This is a genomic window from Billgrantia saliphila (assembly GCF_002930105.1).
Lineage (GTDB): Bacteria > Pseudomonadota > Gammaproteobacteria > Pseudomonadales > Halomonadaceae > Halomonas > Halomonas saliphila.
The window spans coordinates 62,050-80,540 of record NZ_PJRN01000013.1; the positions used below are offsets into that span (position 1 = coordinate 62,050).

At 66.3% G+C, this 18,491-nt stretch carries 17 protein-coding genes; 7 read left to right on the top strand and 10 right to left on the bottom strand.

Annotated elements, in window-relative coordinates; genetic code table 11:
• Positions 1-128 precede the first annotated feature (128 nt).
• On the top strand, positions 129-611 hold the full coding sequence (bfr, locus tag CYJ07_RS14700) for a bacterioferritin (protein WP_104204461.1): 483 nt from the start codon (positions 129-131) through the stop codon (positions 609-611).
• Positions 612-741: 130 nt separating this feature from the next.
• Here the strand turns inward: bfr and CYJ07_RS14705 are convergent, their stop codons facing one another.
• The 4 genes from CYJ07_RS14705 to CYJ07_RS14720 form a co-directional block, all read right to left on the bottom strand.
• Positions 742-966, bottom strand: coding sequence for a DUF1653 domain-containing protein (locus tag CYJ07_RS14705; protein WP_104204462.1), 225 nt, complete (start codon positions 964-966; stop codon positions 742-744).
• Positions 967-980: 14 nt separating this feature from the next.
• A complete protein-coding gene (gene tcdA, locus CYJ07_RS14710; protein WP_104204463.1) occupies positions 981-1,814 on the bottom strand; it encodes a tRNA cyclic N6-threonylcarbamoyladenosine(37) synthase TcdA in 834 nt (277 codons plus the stop codon).
• A gap of 20 nt (positions 1,815-1,834) precedes the next feature.
• On the bottom strand, positions 1,835-2,602 hold the full coding sequence (locus CYJ07_RS14715) for a pseudouridine synthase (protein ID WP_104204464.1): 768 nt from the start codon (positions 2,600-2,602) through the stop codon (positions 1,835-1,837).
• Positions 2,603-2,682: 80 nt separating this feature from the next.
• Positions 2,683-3,981, bottom strand: coding sequence for a Glu/Leu/Phe/Val family dehydrogenase (locus CYJ07_RS14720; RefSeq protein WP_104204465.1), 1,299 nt, complete (start codon positions 3,979-3,981; stop codon positions 2,683-2,685).
• A 150-nt stretch (positions 3,982-4,131) separates the two neighbouring features.
• Here CYJ07_RS14720 and CYJ07_RS14725 point away from each other — a divergent pair, with 150 nt between their 5' ends.
• Complete coding sequence (locus tag CYJ07_RS14725) at positions 4,132-5,871, top strand: bifunctional diguanylate cyclase/phosphodiesterase (RefSeq protein WP_104204466.1); 1,740 nt, start codon at positions 4,132-4,134, stop codon at positions 5,869-5,871.
• Positions 5,872-5,927: 56 nt separating this feature from the next.
• Here the strand turns inward: CYJ07_RS14725 and CYJ07_RS14730 are convergent, their stop codons facing one another.
• Positions 5,928-7,346: a hypothetical protein gene (locus CYJ07_RS14730; protein WP_104204467.1), complete on the bottom strand. Its 1,419-nt coding sequence runs from the start codon at positions 7,344-7,346 to the stop codon at positions 5,928-5,930.
• A 208-nt stretch (positions 7,347-7,554) separates the two neighbouring features.
• Between CYJ07_RS14730 and CYJ07_RS14735 the strand changes: the two genes are divergently transcribed.
• Positions 7,555-8,220: an SDR family oxidoreductase gene (locus CYJ07_RS14735; protein WP_104204468.1), complete on the top strand. Its 666-nt coding sequence runs from the start codon at positions 7,555-7,557 to the stop codon at positions 8,218-8,220.
• Positions 8,221-8,228: 8 nt separating this feature from the next.
• Here CYJ07_RS14735 and CYJ07_RS14740 read toward each other — a convergent pair whose 3' ends face one another.
• Together CYJ07_RS14740 and CYJ07_RS14745 are read right to left on the bottom strand one after the other, a co-directional pair.
• A complete protein-coding gene (locus tag CYJ07_RS14740) occupies positions 8,229-8,771 on the bottom strand; it encodes a phosphatase PAP2 family protein (protein WP_104204469.1) in 543 nt (180 codons plus the stop codon).
• Positions 8,743-9,909: a glycosyltransferase family 4 protein gene (locus CYJ07_RS14745; protein WP_104204470.1), complete on the bottom strand. Its 1,167-nt coding sequence runs from the start codon at positions 9,907-9,909 to the stop codon at positions 8,743-8,745. The genes CYJ07_RS14740 and CYJ07_RS14745 overlap by 29 nt, the downstream gene beginning before the upstream one ends.
• A 196-nt stretch (positions 9,910-10,105) precedes the next feature.
• Here CYJ07_RS14745 and aceK point away from each other — a divergent pair, with 196 nt between their 5' ends.
• The 3 genes from aceK to CYJ07_RS14760 all read left to right on the top strand — a co-directional run bounded on the left by aceK (position 10,106) and on the right by CYJ07_RS14760 (position 13,480).
• Complete coding sequence (gene aceK / locus CYJ07_RS14750) at positions 10,106-11,851, top strand: bifunctional isocitrate dehydrogenase kinase/phosphatase (protein WP_104204471.1); 1,746 nt, start codon at positions 10,106-10,108, stop codon at positions 11,849-11,851.
• Between the two features lie 98 nt (positions 11,852-11,949).
• Positions 11,950-12,684, top strand: a complete 735-nt coding sequence (locus CYJ07_RS14755; protein WP_104204472.1) for an SIR2 family NAD-dependent protein deacylase — start codon at positions 11,950-11,952, stop codon at positions 12,682-12,684.
• A 58-nt stretch (positions 12,685-12,742) separates the two neighbouring features.
• The gene (locus CYJ07_RS14760) at positions 12,743-13,480 is read left to right on the top strand and encodes a tRNA-uridine aminocarboxypropyltransferase (RefSeq protein ID WP_422666968.1); all 738 of its coding nucleotides are present in this window, start codon (positions 12,743-12,745) and stop codon (positions 13,478-13,480) included.
• Between the two features lie 5 nt (positions 13,481-13,485).
• On the opposite strand, the gene CYJ07_RS14765 is transcribed toward CYJ07_RS14760, so the two are convergent.
• Positions 13,486-15,408 carry a sensor domain-containing diguanylate cyclase gene (locus tag CYJ07_RS14765; RefSeq protein ID WP_104204474.1) on the bottom strand — a complete coding sequence of 641 codons (1,923 nt, stop codon included), beginning with the start codon at positions 15,406-15,408 and terminating at the stop codon, positions 13,486-13,488.
• A 173-nt stretch (positions 15,409-15,581) separates the two neighbouring features.
• Between CYJ07_RS14765 and CYJ07_RS14770 the strand changes: the two genes are divergently transcribed.
• Entirely contained in the window at positions 15,582-16,016 is a 435-nt protein-coding gene (locus tag CYJ07_RS14770; RefSeq protein WP_104204475.1) for a transcriptional regulator, read from the top strand.
• Here CYJ07_RS14770 and CYJ07_RS14775 read toward each other — a convergent pair.
• Together CYJ07_RS14775 and CYJ07_RS14780 are read right to left on the bottom strand one after the other, a co-directional pair.
• Positions 16,013-17,212 (bottom strand): alpha-hydroxy acid oxidase, encoded by a 1,200-nt coding sequence (locus CYJ07_RS14775; protein ID WP_104204476.1) that lies wholly within the window; start codon positions 17,210-17,212, stop codon positions 16,013-16,015. The two genes, CYJ07_RS14770 and CYJ07_RS14775, sit on opposite strands and share 4 nt — an antisense overlap.
• A gap of 1 nt (position 17,213) precedes the next feature.
• On the bottom strand, positions 17,214-18,458 hold the full coding sequence (locus CYJ07_RS14780; RefSeq protein WP_104204477.1) for a TraB/GumN family protein: 1,245 nt from the start codon (positions 18,456-18,458) through the stop codon (positions 17,214-17,216).
• Positions 18,459-18,491: the final 33 nt, after the last annotated feature.

An 18,491-nucleotide genomic window follows, 5' to 3' on the forward strand; every position in this document is an offset into this window, starting at 1 on the left:
GATATTAATCCAACCGGTTGTCCCGGTTGGATTTTTTGCTTTTATTGTCTGATACTGACTGAGATGGTCAACTCAGTTACCGCAACAACGAGGGCTAGGCCCTGAGGTCTACGAGAGGGAGAGCAGCAATGAAAGGCGATGCCAAGGTCATCGAATACCTGAACGCCGCGCTTGGCAACGAGCTGGTAGCGATCAACCAGTACTTCCTGCACGCCAAGATGTACAAGGACTGGGGCCTGAAGGCGTTGGCCAAGTGGGAGTATGACGAGTCCATCGACGAGATGAAGCACGCCGACCGGTTGATCGAGCGTATCCTCTTTCTCGAAGGCATGCCCAACCTGCAGGATCTCGGCAAGCTGCACATCGGCGAGAACGTGCGTGAAATGCTCGAATGCGACCTCAAGATCGAGCATGAGGGACGTGACGGCTATATCGAGGCCATCGCCTACTGCGAGCAGGTCAAGGATTACGTCACCCGCGATATGTTCCGCGATATTCTCGCCGACGAGGAAGAGCATATCGATCATATCGAGACCGAACTCGGCCTGATCGACAAGGTCGGTATCGAGAATTACATGCTGCGCCAGATGCAGGAGGCCGGGGACGAATAATCGCCGAGTTTCACACGTACAGCGATGCTGCAGACCGGCGCCTCAAGGGCGCCGGTCTTGTGTCAGGAGCGGTCAAACGAAAAAAGCGCGGCCCGGTAGAGAAGTGAGCGGTGCGGTCAGGCTGGCCGGGTCAGAACGCTTTCTCCAGATCGAAGCGAGGGACGGGTTCACCGCGGACCTCAACGGTCTCGGTGAACATGGCGAGCGGTCGTACCCACAGGCCGTAATCGCCGTAGAGCGCCCGATAGACCACCATGGGCTCCTCGGTCTCGCTGTGGTGGGCCACGCCGAGCACCTCGTAGCGGTTGCCCTTGTAGTGGCTGTAGATGCCGGGAACGGGGTAGGGGTGGGACATCTCTGGGCTCCAGGTCAACAATAGGTGTTGGCGTCGACCGCCTCCCTGGCGGCCTGCTTGGCCAAGCGTGCGAGCACTCGCGAGGCGGCGATGAAGCCGAAGCCGCCCGTGACGAACGTCGCCGCACCCACACCGGAGGCACAGTCCAGTCGCGTCGATTCACCTGCGCCGGGCTTCTGCAGGCAGACTTCGCCATCAGCGCCAGGGTAGATCAGTTGCTCGTCGGAGTAGACACATTCGACCGAAAAGCGGCGCTTGGGGTTGCGTGAAAAACCGTAGTCGCGTCGCAGACGGGCGCGCACTTTGGCCAGCAGTGGATCGTGCTCGGTGCGCGCCAGGTCCGCCACCCGGATGCGGGTGGGGTCGGTCTGTCCGCCGGCGGCGCCCGCCACGACGATCGGCAGCTTGCGCCGCCGGCACCAATGGATCAGCGCCGCCTTGGCCACCACGCTGTCGATGGCATCGACCACATAGTCGGCGTCTGCGGGAATGCGGTCGGCCAGGTTGGTCGGTGTGACGAAGGCCGGGTCGGCGGCGACTTCGATGCCGGGCTGGATGGCCCGGCAGCGTTCCGCGAGCACATCCACCTTGGGTCGGCCGATATGGCCGTCGAGGGCGGGCAACTGGCGATTGACGTTGGAGACGCAGACGTCGTCGAGATCGATCAGCGTGAGCCGGCCGATGCCCGAGCGCGCCAGGGCCTCCACTGCCCAGCTGCCGACGCCACCCACGCCCACCACGACCACATGGGCGGTGCGAAAACGGGTGAGGGCGCGGCTGCCGTAAAGCCGACGAATGCCGCCGAAGCGAAAGTCGTAGTCATCCTGGGGGATGGGCGCAGCGGTCATGGGGACAATGGGCCTCCGAATCAGGCGGGGAGGGAAGGATGGCGCGCCGCTTCCCGCACGCCGTCGAGGGGGAGATGGGAAGCCCAGCCGAAATGCTCCAGCAGTGCTGTCATGCCGGCGTCGAGGGCGCAGCTCAGCTCGAGGCGGTGGCCGTCGACCGGGTGCGCGAAGGCCAGGCCCACCGCCGCCAGCAGCAGCCGCGGACAATCCAGGCGCTCGGCGAAGAAGCGGTTGTGCTTGCCCTTGCCGTGCTTGGCATCACCGATGATCGGATAGCCGCGACGGGAGAGATGACGACGGATCTGGTGGCGCCGACCGGTCAGCGGATGCACCTCCAGCAGCGAGTAACGGCTGGTGGGGTAGCGATCCACCTGCACGGGCAACTCCACGCTGTCGAGCCGGCGGATTTCGGTCGACGCCTCCAGCGCTGGCATTTCTGCCTTGGGGCGACTGCCGTCCTCCTCACGCAGGGCATAGTCGAGCCATTCGTGCTCGGGGCCGATACCTCGCACCACGGCCAGATAGCGCTTGTGCGTCTGGCGCTGGGCGAAAGCCTCGGCCAGCCGGGCCGCCGAGGCTGGATCGAGGGCAAAGATCATCACCCCGGAAGTGGGGCGATCAAGGCGATGTACCGGGTAGACACGCCGGCCCAATTGATCGCGCAGACGCTGCAACAGGAACTCACGCTCGCCGTGTGCCAGCGCTGTGCGATGCACCAGCAGGCCGGCGGGTTTGTGCACCGCCACCAGGTGGTCATCACGATGCAGAATTCTCAGCGCTTGCGGCATGGCGTTCCGGGTCCGTTCGACAAGGGCGACATTGTCGCCGTCGGCCCCTGAATTGTCACCCCGTGGCGGGGCACGGAAGCTCAGTCGCTATCCTGGCAGTTGCCCCGCTTCAGGATGCCGTTGGCGATTCGTTCGATGCCCTGGCGGTAGGCCGCCTGGCGATTCGAGACCGACTCCCGTTCGGCGCGCTCGAGCACCAGCCGGCTCTGCCGCTCGATGCGCTCGGCGAGGCGTGCGTTGACCTCCTCTTCGGCCCAGCGTTCGCCGGTGCGGTTTTGCACCCATTCGTAGTAGCTGACGATCACGCCGCCGGTATTGGCCAGCACGTCGGGGATTACCGGCACGCCGCGCTCCTCGAGCCGCGCGTCGGCCGCGCTGGTGACCGGCCCGTTGGCGATCTCGAGCAGCGCCTTCGCCCGCACCTGGTCGACGTTGTCCTCGTGGATCTGATTCTCCAGTGCCGCCAGCGCCAGCACGTCCACCTCCAGCGTGAGCAGGTCATCGCGGTCGAGCTTCTCCACGTTCTCGGCGATGCACACCGAGTCGTTGCAATAGACCATGTCGTGCAATCGCTGATTGCGACGCTTCTGAACCATGATCGGGTCGGGGTCGAGCCCCTCCTCGCTGTAGATGGCGCCTTTGGAATCAGAGACGGCGACGATTCGATAGCCTCGCGCGTGGGCCAGGCGGGCGAAATGGTAGGCGGCATTGCCGAAGCCCTGGACCGCCACCGTCACGTCCTCCGTGCGGCGTTCCGCGCGCGCGGCCCAGAGATCCAGCACGTGCAGGGCGCCGCGCCCCGTGGCGGCGACGCGACCCAGCGAACCTCCCAACGCCGGCGGCTTACCGGTGATGGCCGCCGGCACCTTGCCGCGGGCCAGATGGTCGAATTCGTCGGCCATCCAACCCATGACCATGGCATTGGTGTTGACGTCGGGCGCGGGAATGTCGCGGTCGGGTCCCATGACATCGGCAATGGAGCGCACATAGCTGCGGGCGAGGCGCTCCAGCTCGAGGCGCGACAGCGCCTTGGGGTCGACCTGGACGCCGCCCTTGCCGCCGCCGTAGGGCAGATCGACCACGGCGCACTTCACCGCCATCCAGAAGCTCAGTGTGGTGACCTCTTCCTGAGTGACGTTGGGATGGAAACGAATGCCGCCCTTGGCCGGGCCCAGCGTGTCGTTGTACTGCACGCGCCAGCCCGGGAAGACTTTCAGCCGACCGTCGTCCATGCGCACCGGAACGCTGACCTGCAGCGATAGGTTGGGCTGCATCAACCGCTCGCGCGCATCCGCCGGCACGTCGAGAGCCTCGAAGACGGCTTCCAGGCGCGAGCGGGCATCATCGAACAGATTGGCATGATCCGTTTGCCGAGACATGACTTCCTCCTGATGGTTGACGATCCGATTCCTGTCACAGCGTAGCAGCCCAGCAGCCGGACAGGCCGGCCGGGCCTGGTGCGACGTGTCACGCCGTTGTCACGAGGATGTCGCATTGTTACCCCTGTAACGGGAATCGAAGGAATCATCATGACCTCCCAGGAGGCGCAAGAGCTCAGGACGATCATCGAGAATGAAAGTCTCACGCCCTATTTCCAGCCGATCATCGATGTGGCGCGACAGCGCGTGCATGGCTACGAGGCGTTGATCCGCGGTCCGGCGGATTCGTCACTACACTCGCCGCGTCGTCTGTTCGACGTGGCCATGGCGGCGGGACGGCTGGTGGAGCTCGACCTGCTGTGTCGACGCCTGGCGATTCGGGCCTTCACGCAGCTCGACCTGCCCGGCCGACTGTTCCTCAACGTGATGCCATCGACCATCGTCGAGCGCGACTTTCGCGAAGGCTTGACGTTGGGTTTCCTGAGCGAGTTCGGACTGACGCCCAACCGGGTAGTGATTGAGCTGACCGAGCACGTGCCGATCCAGGATTATGCGTTGATGCGTCAGGCGGTCGCGCACTATCGCGACATGGGCTTTCAGGTGGCGCTGGACGACCTGGGGGCCGGCCATTCCAGCCTGCGTCACTGGGCCGAGCTGCGCCCCGATTTCGTCAAGCTGGATCGTCACTTCGTGTCGAGTATCGACCGTGAGCCCGGCAAGCGTGAGTTCCTGCGCTCGATCCTCGATGTCGCGCGCAGCCTGGGTTGTCAGCTCATCGCCGAAGGTATCGAGACTGTCGAGGAATATCGCTGCCTGTGGGAGCTGGATCGCAGCCTGGCGCTGCTGCAGGGCTATTATTTCGCCCGGCCGAGCCTGGCACCGCCGCGGGTCGTAGAACGCCTCCTGCCCAGCGGCGCACCGCTGCGTCACGAAGCGATGCGCAGCGCCCGCGCCATTCTTCGGCCCTTGCCGCCGATAGCGCCGGAACTGCCGGTGCTCAACCTGGCGGAGCGCTTTCGGGCCGATCCGGCGCTGCGCTGCGTGGCGGTGGTCGACGAGGGACGTCCGTTGGGCGTGGTGCGTCGCAACGCTTTCCTGACGCTGTTCACCAACCCCTACAGCCATGCCCTCTTCGCCAGGCGCCGGGTACACGAACTGGTCGACGAGGCGATGCTGATTGCCGTCGACGAGACGCCGCTGGCCACGCTCAGTCAGCAGGTGACCGATAGCCGGGACGTGCAGCAGGAGGATTTCGTGATCGTCGACCGCGATGGGCGCTACCAGGGCATGGGTACCATCGTCGACCTGTTGCGCGAGATCACCGCGATCCAGGTTCGCCAGGCGCGGCACGCCAATCCCTTGACCGGGCTGCCCGGCAACCTGTTGATCAACGAGACGCTTGGCGAATGGTTGGAGAGCGGTGCGGCGTTCACGGCCGTCTATTGCGACCTGGACAATTTCAAGGCCTACAACGACGCCTATGGCTACGCCCGTGGCGATCGCATGATCGTGGCGCTAGCGCAGTTGCTCGGTGAGGAAACGGGACGGGGGGATTTCGTCGGCCATATCGGTGGCGACGATTTTATGCTGCTTCTCGCGGGGCATGACTGGGAGCGGGTGTGCCACCACGTGCTCGACGCGTTCGGCGCCATGGCGCCGGGTTTCTATGATGCCTCGGATCGGCGTGCCGGCGGCGTGCGCATCGAGAACCGGCGGGGGCGCATGACCTTCCATCCCTTCGTCAGCCTGTCGCTTGCGGCTCGCCCGGTGGCGAATGGCCAGGGCGGCGATCCGCTGGCCATCGCCGAGGACCTCTCCGAGCTCAAGCAGCAGGCGAAGCGCCACTCCGGCAACAGCCTGTTCGTCGACCGCCGGCAGCGGCGCGGCTGAAACCGTTCCCGCGACTCCGTGCAGGAACGGAACGTTAACCAGCAAGTGTCGGAGGTTTATTCGCTGCTCAGGCTCAGCGTATAGGCGCCGCTGTCGCTACCGCCGTAAGAGCGGGCGGTGGCGCGGTAGACGCCGGGTTCCAGGTGGGTACTGATGCGCGCGTTCAGATCACCGGCGCTGTCGTCATCGCTGAGGAAGACCCCTTCACCCTCGAGCTCCAGGTAGGAGTCGACGTCGTTGGAGCGCATTTCCAGGTGATAGTTGCCCGCCTGTTCGACCTGGAACTCATAGATCGATCTGCCGCCCGGCAACAGACTGGCGCTGATGGGATGGTCCACCTCGAGTTGGCCGTTCTCCGGCAACTCGTCGATCTCGACGGCGCTGGCCCGCAGCTCGAACAGGCCACTGCCGCCGTCGCCGTGGTGGCGCGCCGTCACGGTATAGCTGCCGGGTTCCAGCGGGTAGTAGAGCCGCGCATTGAGCCCTTCACCGCCATCGTCGTCGCTGGCGAAGACGTTGTTGCCTTGCAGTTCGAGTACGGAATCGAAGTCGTCGGAGAGCATCTCCAGGGTGACCGCCGAACGGGTCTCGAGCTCGAGCTGATACACCAGAGCGTCGCCGCTCAGCCAGCCCTGCAGCGGTTCGTCGAGCCGCAGCTCGCCGCTGTTGCGCAGCGCGTCGGCATCGGCGTATTCATGCGGGGCGAGTTCGAGGGTGTACAGTCCGCTGCCTTCGGCGTAGGCGGCGCGCGCCGTCAGGCGGTATTCGCCGGGTTCGAGGAAGTCGGCAATGCGCGCATCCAGGTTGCCGGCGCTATCGTCGTCCTCGCGGCGGTAACCATTGGGGCCTTCCAGCACCAGAAAGGCGTCCACATCGCTAGAGCGCATCTCGATCTGGTAGAGGCCGCTTTCCTCGATGGTAACCGTATAGTTGTCGGCGCCATCCTGCAGCCAGCCGTCGGCCTGCATTGGCATGGTCAGGGTGTCGCTTTCGATCAGCTCCATCTCACGGCTGGTCAGCGTGAAGGGGCCGTAGCTATGCAGGTCATGGCCGCTGACGATCAGCGTATAGTCGCCGCCCTCATCGATGCGCCGGCGCAGCGCCGAAGCCCTCGGCGCGTCGTAATAGGCCGGGTCGCTGCTGGTCGCGAGCATCTGTTCGTGATCGTCGTACAGGGTCAGCGTACCTTGCAGCGGGCCACCGAGTTCGATCTCGATGAGGGTGCCCTCTTCGAGCGGCAGGCTGAAGCGCTCGAAGCGACTCCCGTCCTTGCCGTTCAGCTCGCTGGCGGAGGTGATCTCGCCGCGCAGGCGCTCGCCCAGGGTCAGAGTGGCGTACGCTGTGTCTTCCGCAACGGCACTGTCGATCGGTGCGGCGTCGGCGGTCATGACGGCGGGCAACTGCCAGCCGGCAACGAAGCCGGCGGCGGCGCCGCCCAGGGCGACGAGAGCGATGGTAGGGGCGCGATTGGCCATTACAGCATCCTTGTTCGATGGCAGGGCATCGGTGGGAAGGAGCCCGAAGGAGCGGGCGTTTACATTGGGTAACCATTATATGCCGAATGCTGCGTTGAGGGATATGTGCCGAATCAGCGCTTGAACTCGCTACGCCGAGCGCCACACTGGTGCATAACCTTCGACACGATGAACCGTCGAGACAGCCAACCAGGACAGAGGAGTCGACATGTCTTCCAGCGTATTGATCACGGGGGCCAACCGCGGCATCGGCCTGGCCCTGGCGCGTCATTACCGCAACGCGGGCTGGCGGGTCATCGGGGTTTGTCGCGAGTCCTCGCCTGAGCTCGCCGAGGTCGCCGAGCAGATGATCGAGGGCGTCGACGTGACGCGGCCCGATGATGTCGCCCGGCTCGTCGCACAGCTCGAGGGGCGCCGCCTGGACCTGCTGATCAACAATGCCGGCCTGCTGCGCGACGAGTCGCTGGGCTCACTGGACTTCGATTCGATTCGCGAGCAGATGGAGGTCAACGCCTACGGTCCGCTGCGCGTGTCCGAGGCGCTGCTGGATAACCTCGGTGCGGGCAGCAAGATCGCCAACGTCACCAGCCGCATGGGTTCCATCGCCGACAACGACTCCGGCGGGCGCTATGGTTACCGGGCCTCGAAGGCGGCGCTGAACGCCTTTGGCAAAGCGCTGGCCATGGATCTCAAGCCCAAGGGCATTGCCGTGGCCCAGTTGCACCCGGGGTATGTGCAGACGCGCATGGTCAATTTCGGCGGGCTGATCCCGCCGGAGGAGGCCGCCGCCGGTATCGCCGCACGCATCGAGGCCCTGACGCTGGAAACCAGCGGCGGGTTCTGGCACAGCAACGGCGAGGCGCTGCCCTGGTAGCGTCGCCTTCAACCCGCCAGGGTCAAGCTGGCCAGGCCGAACAGGTAGCCGATGGCGCCCCCGGCCAGGACGTCGCTGATGTAATGCAGCCCGAGCCCGACCCGCGACAGGGCGATCAGCAGCGCCAGCGGCACGAGCCACGGCAGCAACCAGGGAGCGTGGGCCGCCGTCATCACGCAGAACATCACGGCGTGCATGGTGTGCCCGCTGGGAAAGCTGTAGCGGTCGCGGGCCGGCTCGCCGCACAGGATCAGACTGTCGAAGGTGATGAAAGGGCGCTCCCGGCACAGGCGGGTCTTGATCAGGCGGTAGAAGCCGATGGCAATTACTCCAGTCACGGCGTACTGCATCAGGTAGACGAGGCCGGTGTCCGGCTGCAGCAGCGGCTGGGCGAGGATCAGTGCTACCCATACCGGCCAGTCGCCCAGGCGGCTGGCCAGGCGCAGGATCGCCAGCCACGGCGAGTAGAGACTGAGGTTGGCGAAGCGCTGGCACAGTCGCCACTCCAGTAGATCCAGCCGATCAAATACGACAAGTGCGCGTGGACGCATGCTCCACCTCCCGGGCCTGTTCGAGTACGGAAAGGAACGTATCGGCGATGGCCGGCCAGCGGCAGGCCTGGGCGCGCTGGCGCGCGGCCCGGCCCATCTGGGCGTAGCGGGCGGGCTGTTGGCATAGCGCGACCGCGGCTTCACGAAATGCGTCGGCATCACCGGCGGGCACGGTCACGCCGTTGACGCCGCTGTCGATCAGTTCGGCGGCGGCGGCATGACGGTAGGCGATCACGGCCAGGCCGCTGGCCATGGCCTCCGGCACCACGTTGCCCCAGGTTTCGGAGAGCGAGGGAAAGACGAATAGATCGGCGCTGGCGTAGTGCTGGGCCAAGGCTTCGGGCGAGATAAAACCGGTGAAGCGCACGTCGGGCAGCGCCTTCTCCAGAGTGCGTCGCGCCGGCCCATCGCCGACGATCACCTGCGCCATGTCGGGCCTGGCGGCACGCATGGCGTGCAGGGTCTCGCGCAGCAGCGAGAGATTCTTCTCCGCGGCCAGTCGGCCGACATGCAACGCCACCGGGCGGTGCTCGTCGACCCCCCAACTGCGGCGCAGCTCGGCACTGCGAAGCCTCGGGTCGAGGCGCTTATGGTCGATGCCGCGGCCCATCACCTCGAGCCGCTGGAATCCTTGGCGCGCGAGTTCGGCCGCCTGCTGCCGAGTGGGCACCAGTGTGGTCCGACAGCCGTTGTGGAAGTGGCGCAGGCCACGCATCAGGGCCGGGGCCAGCCAGGGAGCGCCGTAATCGCGGCAGTAGTGGTCGAAGTTGGTATGCCAGCCGGTCACGACCGGTATCGACAGACGTTGCGCCGCGCGCCGTGCCGACCAGCCCAACGGTCCCTGCGTCGCGATGTAGATCACGTCGGGACGCTGCCTCCGCCACAGATGCAGGATGCGACGCGTAGCGGGCATGCCGATGCGCACCTCGCGATAACCGGGCACCGAACAGCCGGGCACGCGCAGCTCGGCCTGGATGCCCGGTGTGCGTGCTGCGGTTGGCGTCTTCCTGGCAGGCGTGGGACGGATGAGTTGCAGTGCCACGCCGCGCGTCAGCAGCTCCTGGCTCAATTGGTCGAGCGTATGGGCGACGCCGTTGATATCGGGTGACCAGGTTTCGCTGACCAGACAGACTCGCATGGCATCCTCGTTCCGATGGGGCCTTTGCAGCGAAGATGCCAGCCGGGCATGACGGCCCGACGACAGCGCGATGATGAAAACATGACGATGTCCGCCGGGTGGCGTGTCGTGCCACTACAGCACGCTCCACCATGGTCGGCTCGCGCCGGCGGCATGAATCCGCGAAGCTTGAGGTCTACGACGCCTGGAGCCTGACATGAAGCATTCGCCCGCCTACCGCCTGGCCGCCACGATCCTGCACGGCTTCGACGAGTATCGCACCCGTTTCAAGGAGATTACCGCCGATGCCAGCCGGCGCTTCCGCGATGCCGCCTGGCGCGAAGCGCAGCAGGCCTCGGCCGAGCGCATCAATCTCTACGAAGAGAAGGTGGGGGAGACGCTGGGACGGCTCCGGCGCGCCCTGTCCGAGGACGAGCTGACCCATTGCGAGTGCTGGCGCGAGGCGCGCAATCACTACGCCGAGCTGATCAGCGAGCGGCTCGACTACGAACTGGCCGAGACCTATTTCAATTCGCTGTTCTGTTCGATCTTCCATCATCGCCACATTCGCAACGACTGGATGTTCGTCTACAGCTCGCGCGACGGGGCGGCGCACCACTCGGGGCTCGAGCCCTGCCGTCGCTGGCAGGTGGCCGGCGACTGGGCTTCGGCGATTCGCTGGGCGCTCGCCGAAGCCCCGTTCGAGCCCCCCTTCGAGGATCTCGAACGGGACGTACGCCTGGGCGGCGAATTTCTCCGCGGGCATTTGCCTGGAGCGATCCTGGAGGCACCGGAGGCCGAGGTCGAGCTGCTCAAGAGCGTGTTCTATCGCAACAAGGGCGCCTACCTGGTGGGACGGATTCGCGGCGGTGGCGAGCAGGTGCCTCTGGTCCTGCCGATCCTGCACGAACAGGGCGAGGGGCTGCATCTCGACACCGTGCTGATCGAGTCGGACGAGGTGTCGATCATCTTCTCCTTCACCCGGGCCTATTTTCAGGTTGAGGTACAGGTGCCGGGGGAGTTCGTCGACTACCTGCAGCAGCTCATGCCCGACAAGCCGGCGGGTGAGCTCTATTCGGCCATCGGTTTCTTCAAGCACGGCAAGACCGAGTTCTTTCGCGCTCTCAACCGGCAGGTGGCCAAGCGTGAGGATCAGTTCATCATCGCTCCGGGCGTGCGCGGCATGGTCATGGCGGTGTTCGTGTTGCCGTCGTTTCGCACCGTATTCAAGATCATCAAGGACCGCTTCGATCCGAGCAAGGAGATGAGCCACGACACCGTGCGCGAGAAGTACCGCTTGGTGAAGCGGCACGACCGGGTCGGGCGCATGGCCGACACCCAGGAGTTCTCCAACTTCATCGCGCGCAAGGATCACTTCGCGCCGGAGTGTCTCGAGCACCTGCTGGAGGTGGCCCCCTCCACGGTGCAGCTCAGGGGCGACAAGGTGATCATCAAGCACTGCTACACCGAGCGCATGATGACCCCGCTCAACCTCTACCTCGAGCAGTGTGGCGACATCGAGACCCGCGCAGTGCTCAAGGACTACGGCAATGCCATCAAGCAGATGGCCGCGGCCAACATCTTTCCCGGCGACATGCTGCTGAAGAATTTCGGCGTCACCCGCCACGGCCGGGTGATCTTCTACGACTACGACGAGGTGTGTTACCTCACCGAATGTCATTTCCGCCATATCCCCGAGGCGATGTATCCCGAGCAGGAACTCTCGAGCGAGCCTTGGTACTCGGTAGGCCCGAATGATATTTTCCCCGAGGAGTTCGGTCCCTTCCTGTTCGCCGACACCAAGTTGCGCAAGCTCTTCTACGAGCTGCACCCGGAGTTGTTCGATGCCGACTACTGGAAGGGGCTGCAGCAGGCCATCGTCGACGGGCGGGTGATCGACGTCTACCCCTATCGCAACAAGCAGCGCTTCAGTGCCGGCGAGGAGAACGGCCTGGTCTACTAGGCGGCACCAGGCAACGACGGTGCGAGCGCGCCGCGGCGTTGCGCTCCTGGCTGGGCCGAAGGTGGGGCAGGACGCACCGCGATGACGTGAGGAGACCTATGGCAGACGACAGGCGTCCCCATCTGGTGGTCTTTACCGGCTCCGGTATCAGCGCCGAGAGCGGTATCCAGACCTTCCGCGCCGGCGATGGCCTGTGGGCCGAGCACCCCATCGAGGAAGTGGCGACCCCCCAGGCCTGGCGACGCGACCCCGAGCGGGTGCTGCGATTCTACAACCAGCGACGCGAGCAGGTGCGCCGGGCGCGGCCCAACGCCGCCCACAAGGCGCTGGCGGCGCTGGAGCGCCAGGGTTTTCGTGTCAGCATCATCACCCAGAACATTGACGACCTGCACGAGCGCGCCGGCTCGCGCAACGTGCTGCACCTGCACGGCGAGATCCTCCAGGCGCGCTCCACGGTGGACGCGCGCATGCGCTATCCCCTGTCCCGCGGCGGCATCGAGCTGGGCGACGTATGCGACAAGGGCAGCCAGTTGCGCCCCGACGTGGTGTGGTTCGGCGAGAGCGTGCCGCACTTTGCCGAGGCCTGCGACATCGCTGCCGAGGCGGACCTGCTGCTGGTGGTGGGCACCTCGCTCGCCGTGATGCCGGCCGCCTCACTGCTCGATTGCGTACCGCTGGAAACCCCCAGCCTGCTGGTCGATCCCGAAGCGGTGGCGCTGGCGCCGCCGGGGGTGACGCGCCTCAGTCAGCCGGCCGGCAAGGGCGTGCCGGCGCTGGTTCGACACTGGAAACGCGAAGGGCGGCTGTGGGTGCCGGAGACGCTGCTTGGCTGAGTGTACGGCGTGCTAGAATGCCGCCCCTTCCGCTTTTCACAGGCCCATGGCAGACCCTATGTCGGATACGCTCATTGATCGTGACCCCGCCACCGGGCATCCTCGTCCGCCGCGGCGAGAGTTCAAGGCGCGCGGCAGCTTCACCGAGCGTTGTGCCGGGTGTCGCCTGCCGGTGCTCAACTGTCTCTGTCCCTATCAGGCGCATGCCGAGAGCGCGGCACGGGTGTGGCTGATCACGCATCCCCTCGAGCACCACAAGCCCACCAATACCGGGCGTCTGATCGGCGATGTGCTCCCCGACACAGAGGTCTTCACCTGGTATCGCACGGCCCCCGATGAGCGCTTGCTGAGCCTGCTCGACAATCCTCGCTTCGCGCCCTTCGTGATCTTTCCCGACGACCAGCCCGACTATGCGGACCGTGTGGTCGGCATGTCGACGGTCGATGCGGCGAAGCACGCCGGTAGGGTGCCGGTCTTCATTCTTCTCGATGGGACCTGGCGCCAGGCGCGACGCATTTTCCGCAAAAGTCTCTACCTCGACCGCCTGCCGGTACTGCCGCTGGCCACGACGCGGCAGACCCGATATCGCTTGCGCAAGCCCGCCTCACAGGCACACCTGTGCACCGCCGAGGTCGCCGCCGAGCTGCTGCGCCAGAGCGGCGACATGCATGCGGCCCAGGTGCTCGACGATTACTTCGACGCCTTCAACGTCAGCTACGCCGCCAGCCGCCGCTACGAGAAGCTCGAGGCACCGACACCGGCGATGCGGCGGCTACTGGCACGGCGCGCCGACTGAGCGCCTCAGGCGTCGTCGTCCTGTAGCCGCACGCAGGCACGCCCGGCCTGCTTGGCGCGGTACATGGCCCGGTCGCCGCGCTGCACCAACCGGCGCGGCGTATCGCCTGAGTGCCAGGTCGCGACACCGAAGCTCGCCGTGACGCGGCCCACGGGAGCGATGGACGTTGCAGCCAGTTCGGCACACAGGCGCTCGGCCAGTTCCAGCGCCTGTGGCTGATCGCAGCCGGGCGCCACGATCACGAACTCCTCGCCGCCCCAGCGCCCCAGATGATCCGAAGCGCGCAGGCGCGTCTGTACCTGCTCTGCGACCCGGTGCAGCACGCGGTCGCCGACCTCGTGCCCGTGGCCGTCGTTGATCCGCTTGAAGCGATCGATATCGAGCAGCAGCAGCGAGCAGGGCGAGCCGCTCCGTTCAGCCACAAGCAGCTGCTCGTGCAGGATCTGCTCGATGCGATGGCGATTCGCCACGCGCGTTACCGGATCGGTGCTGGCCAGGTGGCGAAGCCTGGCGTTGCGCTCGCCGAGCCGGCGACAGCGACGCTGAGCCCGCCAGACCGAGATATGGCACGAGAGCAGCCGGCCAAGCTCGGTGGCCAACGCCAGGTCGGGCTGCGACCAGGATTGGCCGGAGCGATGCCGCAGCAACATCAGCCAACCGGACGGGGCCGCGAGACCATACAGCGGCACCGCCAGCAGGCTCCCGGTCCCATCGGGCCGCGGCAGCAGAGCGTCGAGTTCCGAGCGGTCGAGCGTATGGCTGACCCAGCCCCGGCCCGGCGCGTGCTGGTCGAGGTGGCGCGCCACTTGCTGCAGCTGCTCATCCGCAGGGCGCCGACCGAGGCCCAGGCATTTTCCCTGATATACTAGTCCCAGACCGCAGGCGCCGAACTCGCGCATCCAGACCGTGCCGGCGGCGAGCATGGCCTCGATCGGCAGCCGGCACGGGCGGCTAAGGCCGAACCGTGGCATGGCTCCGAGCAGGTCCTGTCGACGCCGGCTCGATAGGCGCTCGCGTAGCAGTGCACAGCGCTGCGCGGCGACCTGGGCCAACTGCAGCAGCACATCACGCAGCGCAGGCGCCAAATGGCGCGGTTGGCGATCCTGGCACACGACCAGCCCCAGGGATTGCCGGGCCTCGTCGAGACGCAGCGTGAGGGCGGCGCGAACGTGACGAGACCGGCACTGCTGACGCAACGCCGGTGCCAGATGCAGCGAGGCCTGCGACAGGTCCGGCGCGACTCCGACGTACAGCAGGGGCACGGGGTCGGCGCTCGCATCGGCGAGCAGGTAGCAGGGGGGCGCGCCAGCCCTATGGGCATATTCCGGCCCGTCGGCCGCAGCGCAGGCCGCTGGCACGCCGGCGATGTCGGGAGCACCGATCTGCGCGACCCGCCTGGCCCGTCCATCGCCGCCCAGCGTGAACGCCGCCATCGACTCGAAGCCGGTCAGCGAGCACAGCGCCTGCGTCAGCGCGGTCAGCACTTCGCGTTCGGTGGAGGCCGAGGCGATACGCGCGCTCCAATGAACACCCGCTCGTGGCAGATCGTCGAACGGCGGCGTCACCGGCTCCAGCTCAAGGACGATACCCCGGTCGATGGCGTGGGCCGCGACGTGCAGCCGCGTTTGCGCGCCGGGGCGATCGGCGGGAGACAGCGTCATCGCCGGGCGAAAGTCGGCACGGGATGCAAGGGGAGCCGCCAAGGCGTCGATGGCGGCGTCTCCCAGTAGTTGGCGCGATGTGAGTTCGAGCGCCCTGGCCGGTGGCAGGCCGAGGAAGCGGGCGAGATTGGCGCTGACCGCGAAGATGGCACGCCAATTCGGCTCGACGAGGACGACGGCGCCGTGGGGCTGGATGACGCCGGTATCGTCGATGTCCCGCAGCGTACCAACGCTCGCATCGAGTTCCTTTTGAAGCGAGTCCGACATGAGGATACCTGTCGTGTAGCGGCAGCGCAGGAGCGGCTGCCATTCGGTTCACATCGTCACCGGACGGGCGACAGACGCAGACGATCACTGACGTAAAGAGGTAAACCATTGGTTGCCATATTAGCTCAACCGGGGTTTAACTGCGAGCGTGGCGTGCGCGGCACATTCGCTCGATGAACGAAAAGACCGCCTTTGCCGAAAGGCTGGCCGCCGCCATGCGCGCCGCCGGCCACGAACCGCGCCCTGCCGTGCTGGAGCGGGAGTTCAACCTACGCTACTGGGGCAAGCCCGTTACGCTGCAGGGCGTGCGCCGCTGGCTGCGCGGCGAGACGTTGCCCCAGCAGGAGAAACTGCAGGTACTTGCCGAATGGCTCGGGGTCGATCCGCAGTCGCTGCGCTTCGGCGATGAAGGAGGCTATCGGGTACGGGAGCCGCGTAGCGGCTGGGATGCCTCGATCGGCATCGAGGAGCGTCGGGTGCTGCAGCGTTATCTGGCGCTGCCGGTCGACGAGCGCAAGGTGGTAGCCCGGGTCATCGACGCCTTTGCTCTTGCCGGGGAGGCGACGGCCGAACGCGATGACCGGAACCGGAAGACGAAGGAGCCCTAGCGCGCGACTTCGACTTCCGCCAGCCGCTCCGAGTGGACCGGCCGCGACGGAGTCGGGAAGCTGCCGGGGCGCAGGACGCCGGTATCCACATCGGCGATGTCGCGCAGGCCGCACAGGGCCAGGCTGGTATCGAGCTCCTTGTGGATGATACGCAGGCATTCGTCGACGCCCGCTTCGCCCATGGCGCCCAGCCCATAAAGGAAGGCGCGACCGATATGCGCGCCGCGAGCGCCCAGGGCGACGGCCTTGAGCACGTCCTGCCCCGAGCGGATGCCGCCATCCATGTGCACCTCGGTGCGCTGCCCTACCGCCGCGACCACGTCAGGCAGCGCCTGGATCGACGAGCTGGCGCCGTCGAGCTGGCGTCCGCCATGATTGGAAACGACGATGGCGTCGGCGCCCGCCTCCACCGCCAGTTCGGCATCCTCCGGCTCCATGATGCCCTTGATCACCAGCTTTCCGCCCCAGCGCTCCTTGATCCACTTGACGTCGTCCCAGCTCAGCGAGGGATCGAACTGCGACGCCGTCCAGGCGGAGAGTTCGCGCAGGTTAGTGGCGTCCTTCACGTGGCCGGCGATATTGCCGAAGGTGTGCCGCCGGGTGCGCGCCATGCCCAGGCACCAGCGCCACTTGGTGGCCAGGTCGAGCAGGTTGCGCGGCGTGGGCTTCGGCGGCACGGAGAGCCCGTTGCGAATGTCCTTATGGCGCTGGCCGAGGATCTGCAGGTCGGCGGTGAGCACCAGTGCCGAGCAGCCCGCCGCGCGGGCGCGGTCGATCAGGCGACCGATGTAATCGCGGTCGCGCATCACGTAGAGCTGGAACCAGAACGGGCGCGAGACGTGCTCGGCGACGTCCTCGATGGAGCAGATGCTCATGGTCGATAGGGTGAAGGGAATGCCGAAGCGCTCGGCGGCGCGGGCGGCGAGGATCTCGCCGTCGGCGTGCTGCATCCCGGTCAGTCCGGTGGGCGCGATGGCCACCGGCATGCTGGCCTCCTCGCCGAGCAGGCGCGTCGCCAGGCGGCGGTTGTCCATGTCGACCATGACCCGCTGGCGCAGGCCGATGGTCGCCAGGTCCGCCTCGTTGGCGCGATAGGTGCTTTCGGTCCACGACCCGGAGTCGACGTAATCGTAGAACATCTTCGGCACGCGGCGGCGTGCCAGGCGCTGCAGATCGGCGATGCAGGTGATGGTCACGTCAGCCTCCGGTACCGAGCAACGCCCCGGCGATGCGGAAGCCGGCGATCCAGGTCCCGGCGGCGGAGCCCAGAGTGGCAAAGAGGAATACCAACAAGGTGCGCGACACCCGGTTGCGCCACCAGCCCTTTAGCTTGGTGACGTCGTGGCGCAGGGTCGAGAAGTCGCGTACCTTCGGCTTGCGTAGCCAGAGCTCGACCCCGGCGGCGACGAAACCGGCCCCGATGGTGGGATTGAGCGAGGTGAGCGGGGCGGCGAACATCGTGGCCACCACGGTGACCGGGTGCGCCAGGGCCGCCAGGGTAGCGACTCCCGAGAGCACGCCGTTGATCAGGAACCACTCCGCGACCAGCTGCCAGCCAAGTTCGGTGTTGCGCGAAAAGCCGATCGCAAAGCCGGTGATCACCAAGGCGGTGATCAGCCAGGGCATCGCGCGCCACAGCTTGGAGGGCGGCGGGGCATGCTCCAGCGCTTGGCGTTCCTGTTCGGGGGCTGCGGGCAGCGGAGTGCCGAAATGCTCGACCATGCCCTTCATGTGGCCGGCGCCGATCACCACCAGCACGTTGCGATAGCGCCCCGGCGGCGCCTGCTCCGCCAGGCGCAGCACCATGTAGCGATCGCGCTCGGTGATGAGCGGCGCGTAGAGTGCCTCGGACTCGGCGGCGAATTCGCTGAAGGTCGACTCCAGCACGTCACCTTCCTTGAGCCGCTCGATCTCCTCGGGCTTGATCTCCTGGCGTGACATGACGCTGCCGAGCAGGCCGGTGAACAGCGACATGCGCTGCCACCACGGCACGTTGCGATAGATGCGCTTGAGTGTGATCCCTACGTCGCGGTCGATCAGCAGCAGCGGCAGTTCGCGCCGTTGCGTTTCCTCCAGGGCCGCGCGCATCTCGGCGCCGGGCTCGATGCCCGACTGTTCGGCCACGCGCTGCTGGAACGCCCCCAGCGCCAGGTTGGCGGCCACCATGCCGGCCTTGCCTTGGCGGAAAATCTCGAACAGGTCCAGTTGGCCCAGGGCATCCGGATTACTGAGGTTATGGTGGCGTGCGTCGCACAGCTCGATGGCTACGGCGTCGAACTCGCCGGAGCGAATCAGGCGGCGAACGTCTTCGGCGCTCTCGGCCGAAACGTGAGCGGTACCCAGCAGGGTGTAGCGGGTCTCGCCCACTTCGACGACTTGATGGGGGCCGCTGAAGGCGCCGTCCTGGCGCGGCTCGGTCACGGAGTCCTGGGAGTCGGTCATGAACGCTCGGGTCGCAAGGGGTGAAGAGCCGAT

Bases quoted from the DNA above. Each gene is read 5' to 3' on its own strand.
- bfr (WP_104204461.1), top strand. From the start codon at position 129: ATGAAAGGCGATGCCAAGGTCATCGAATACCTGAACGCCGCGCTTGGC.
- CYJ07_RS14705 (WP_104204462.1), bottom strand. From the start codon at position 966: ATGTCCCACCCCTACCCCGTTCCCGGCATCTACAGCCACTACAAGGGC.
- tcdA (WP_104204463.1), bottom strand. From the start codon at position 1,814: ATGACCGCTGCGCCCATCCCCCAGGATGACTACGACTTTCGCTTCGGC.
- CYJ07_RS14715 (WP_104204464.1), bottom strand. From the start codon at position 2,602: ATGCCGCAAGCGCTGAGAATTCTGCATCGTGATGACCACCTGGTGGCG.
- CYJ07_RS14720 (WP_104204465.1), bottom strand. From the start codon at position 3,981: ATGTCTCGGCAAACGGATCATGCCAATCTGTTCGATGATGCCCGCTCG.
- CYJ07_RS14725 (WP_104204466.1), top strand. From the start codon at position 4,132: ATGACCTCCCAGGAGGCGCAAGAGCTCAGGACGATCATCGAGAATGAA.
- CYJ07_RS14730 (WP_104204467.1), bottom strand. From the start codon at position 7,346: ATGGCCAATCGCGCCCCTACCATCGCTCTCGTCGCCCTGGGCGGCGCC.
- CYJ07_RS14735 (WP_104204468.1), top strand. From the start codon at position 7,555: ATGTCTTCCAGCGTATTGATCACGGGGGCCAACCGCGGCATCGGCCTG.
- CYJ07_RS14740 (WP_104204469.1), bottom strand. From the start codon at position 8,771: ATGCGTCCACGCGCACTTGTCGTATTTGATCGGCTGGATCTACTGGAG.
- CYJ07_RS14745 (WP_104204470.1), bottom strand. From the start codon at position 9,909: ATGCGAGTCTGTCTGGTCAGCGAAACCTGGTCACCCGATATCAACGGC.
- aceK (WP_104204471.1), top strand. From the start codon at position 10,106: ATGAAGCATTCGCCCGCCTACCGCCTGGCCGCCACGATCCTGCACGGC.
- CYJ07_RS14755 (WP_104204472.1), top strand. From the start codon at position 11,950: ATGGCAGACGACAGGCGTCCCCATCTGGTGGTCTTTACCGGCTCCGGT.
- CYJ07_RS14760 (WP_422666968.1), top strand. From the start codon at position 12,743: ATGTCGGATACGCTCATTGATCGTGACCCCGCCACCGGGCATCCTCGT.
- CYJ07_RS14765 (WP_104204474.1), bottom strand. From the start codon at position 15,408: ATGTCGGACTCGCTTCAAAAGGAACTCGATGCGAGCGTTGGTACGCTG.
- CYJ07_RS14770 (WP_104204475.1), top strand. From the start codon at position 15,582: ATGAACGAAAAGACCGCCTTTGCCGAAAGGCTGGCCGCCGCCATGCGC.
- CYJ07_RS14780 (WP_104204477.1), bottom strand. From the start codon at position 18,458: ATGACCGACTCCCAGGACTCCGTGACCGAGCCGCGCCAGGACGGCGCC.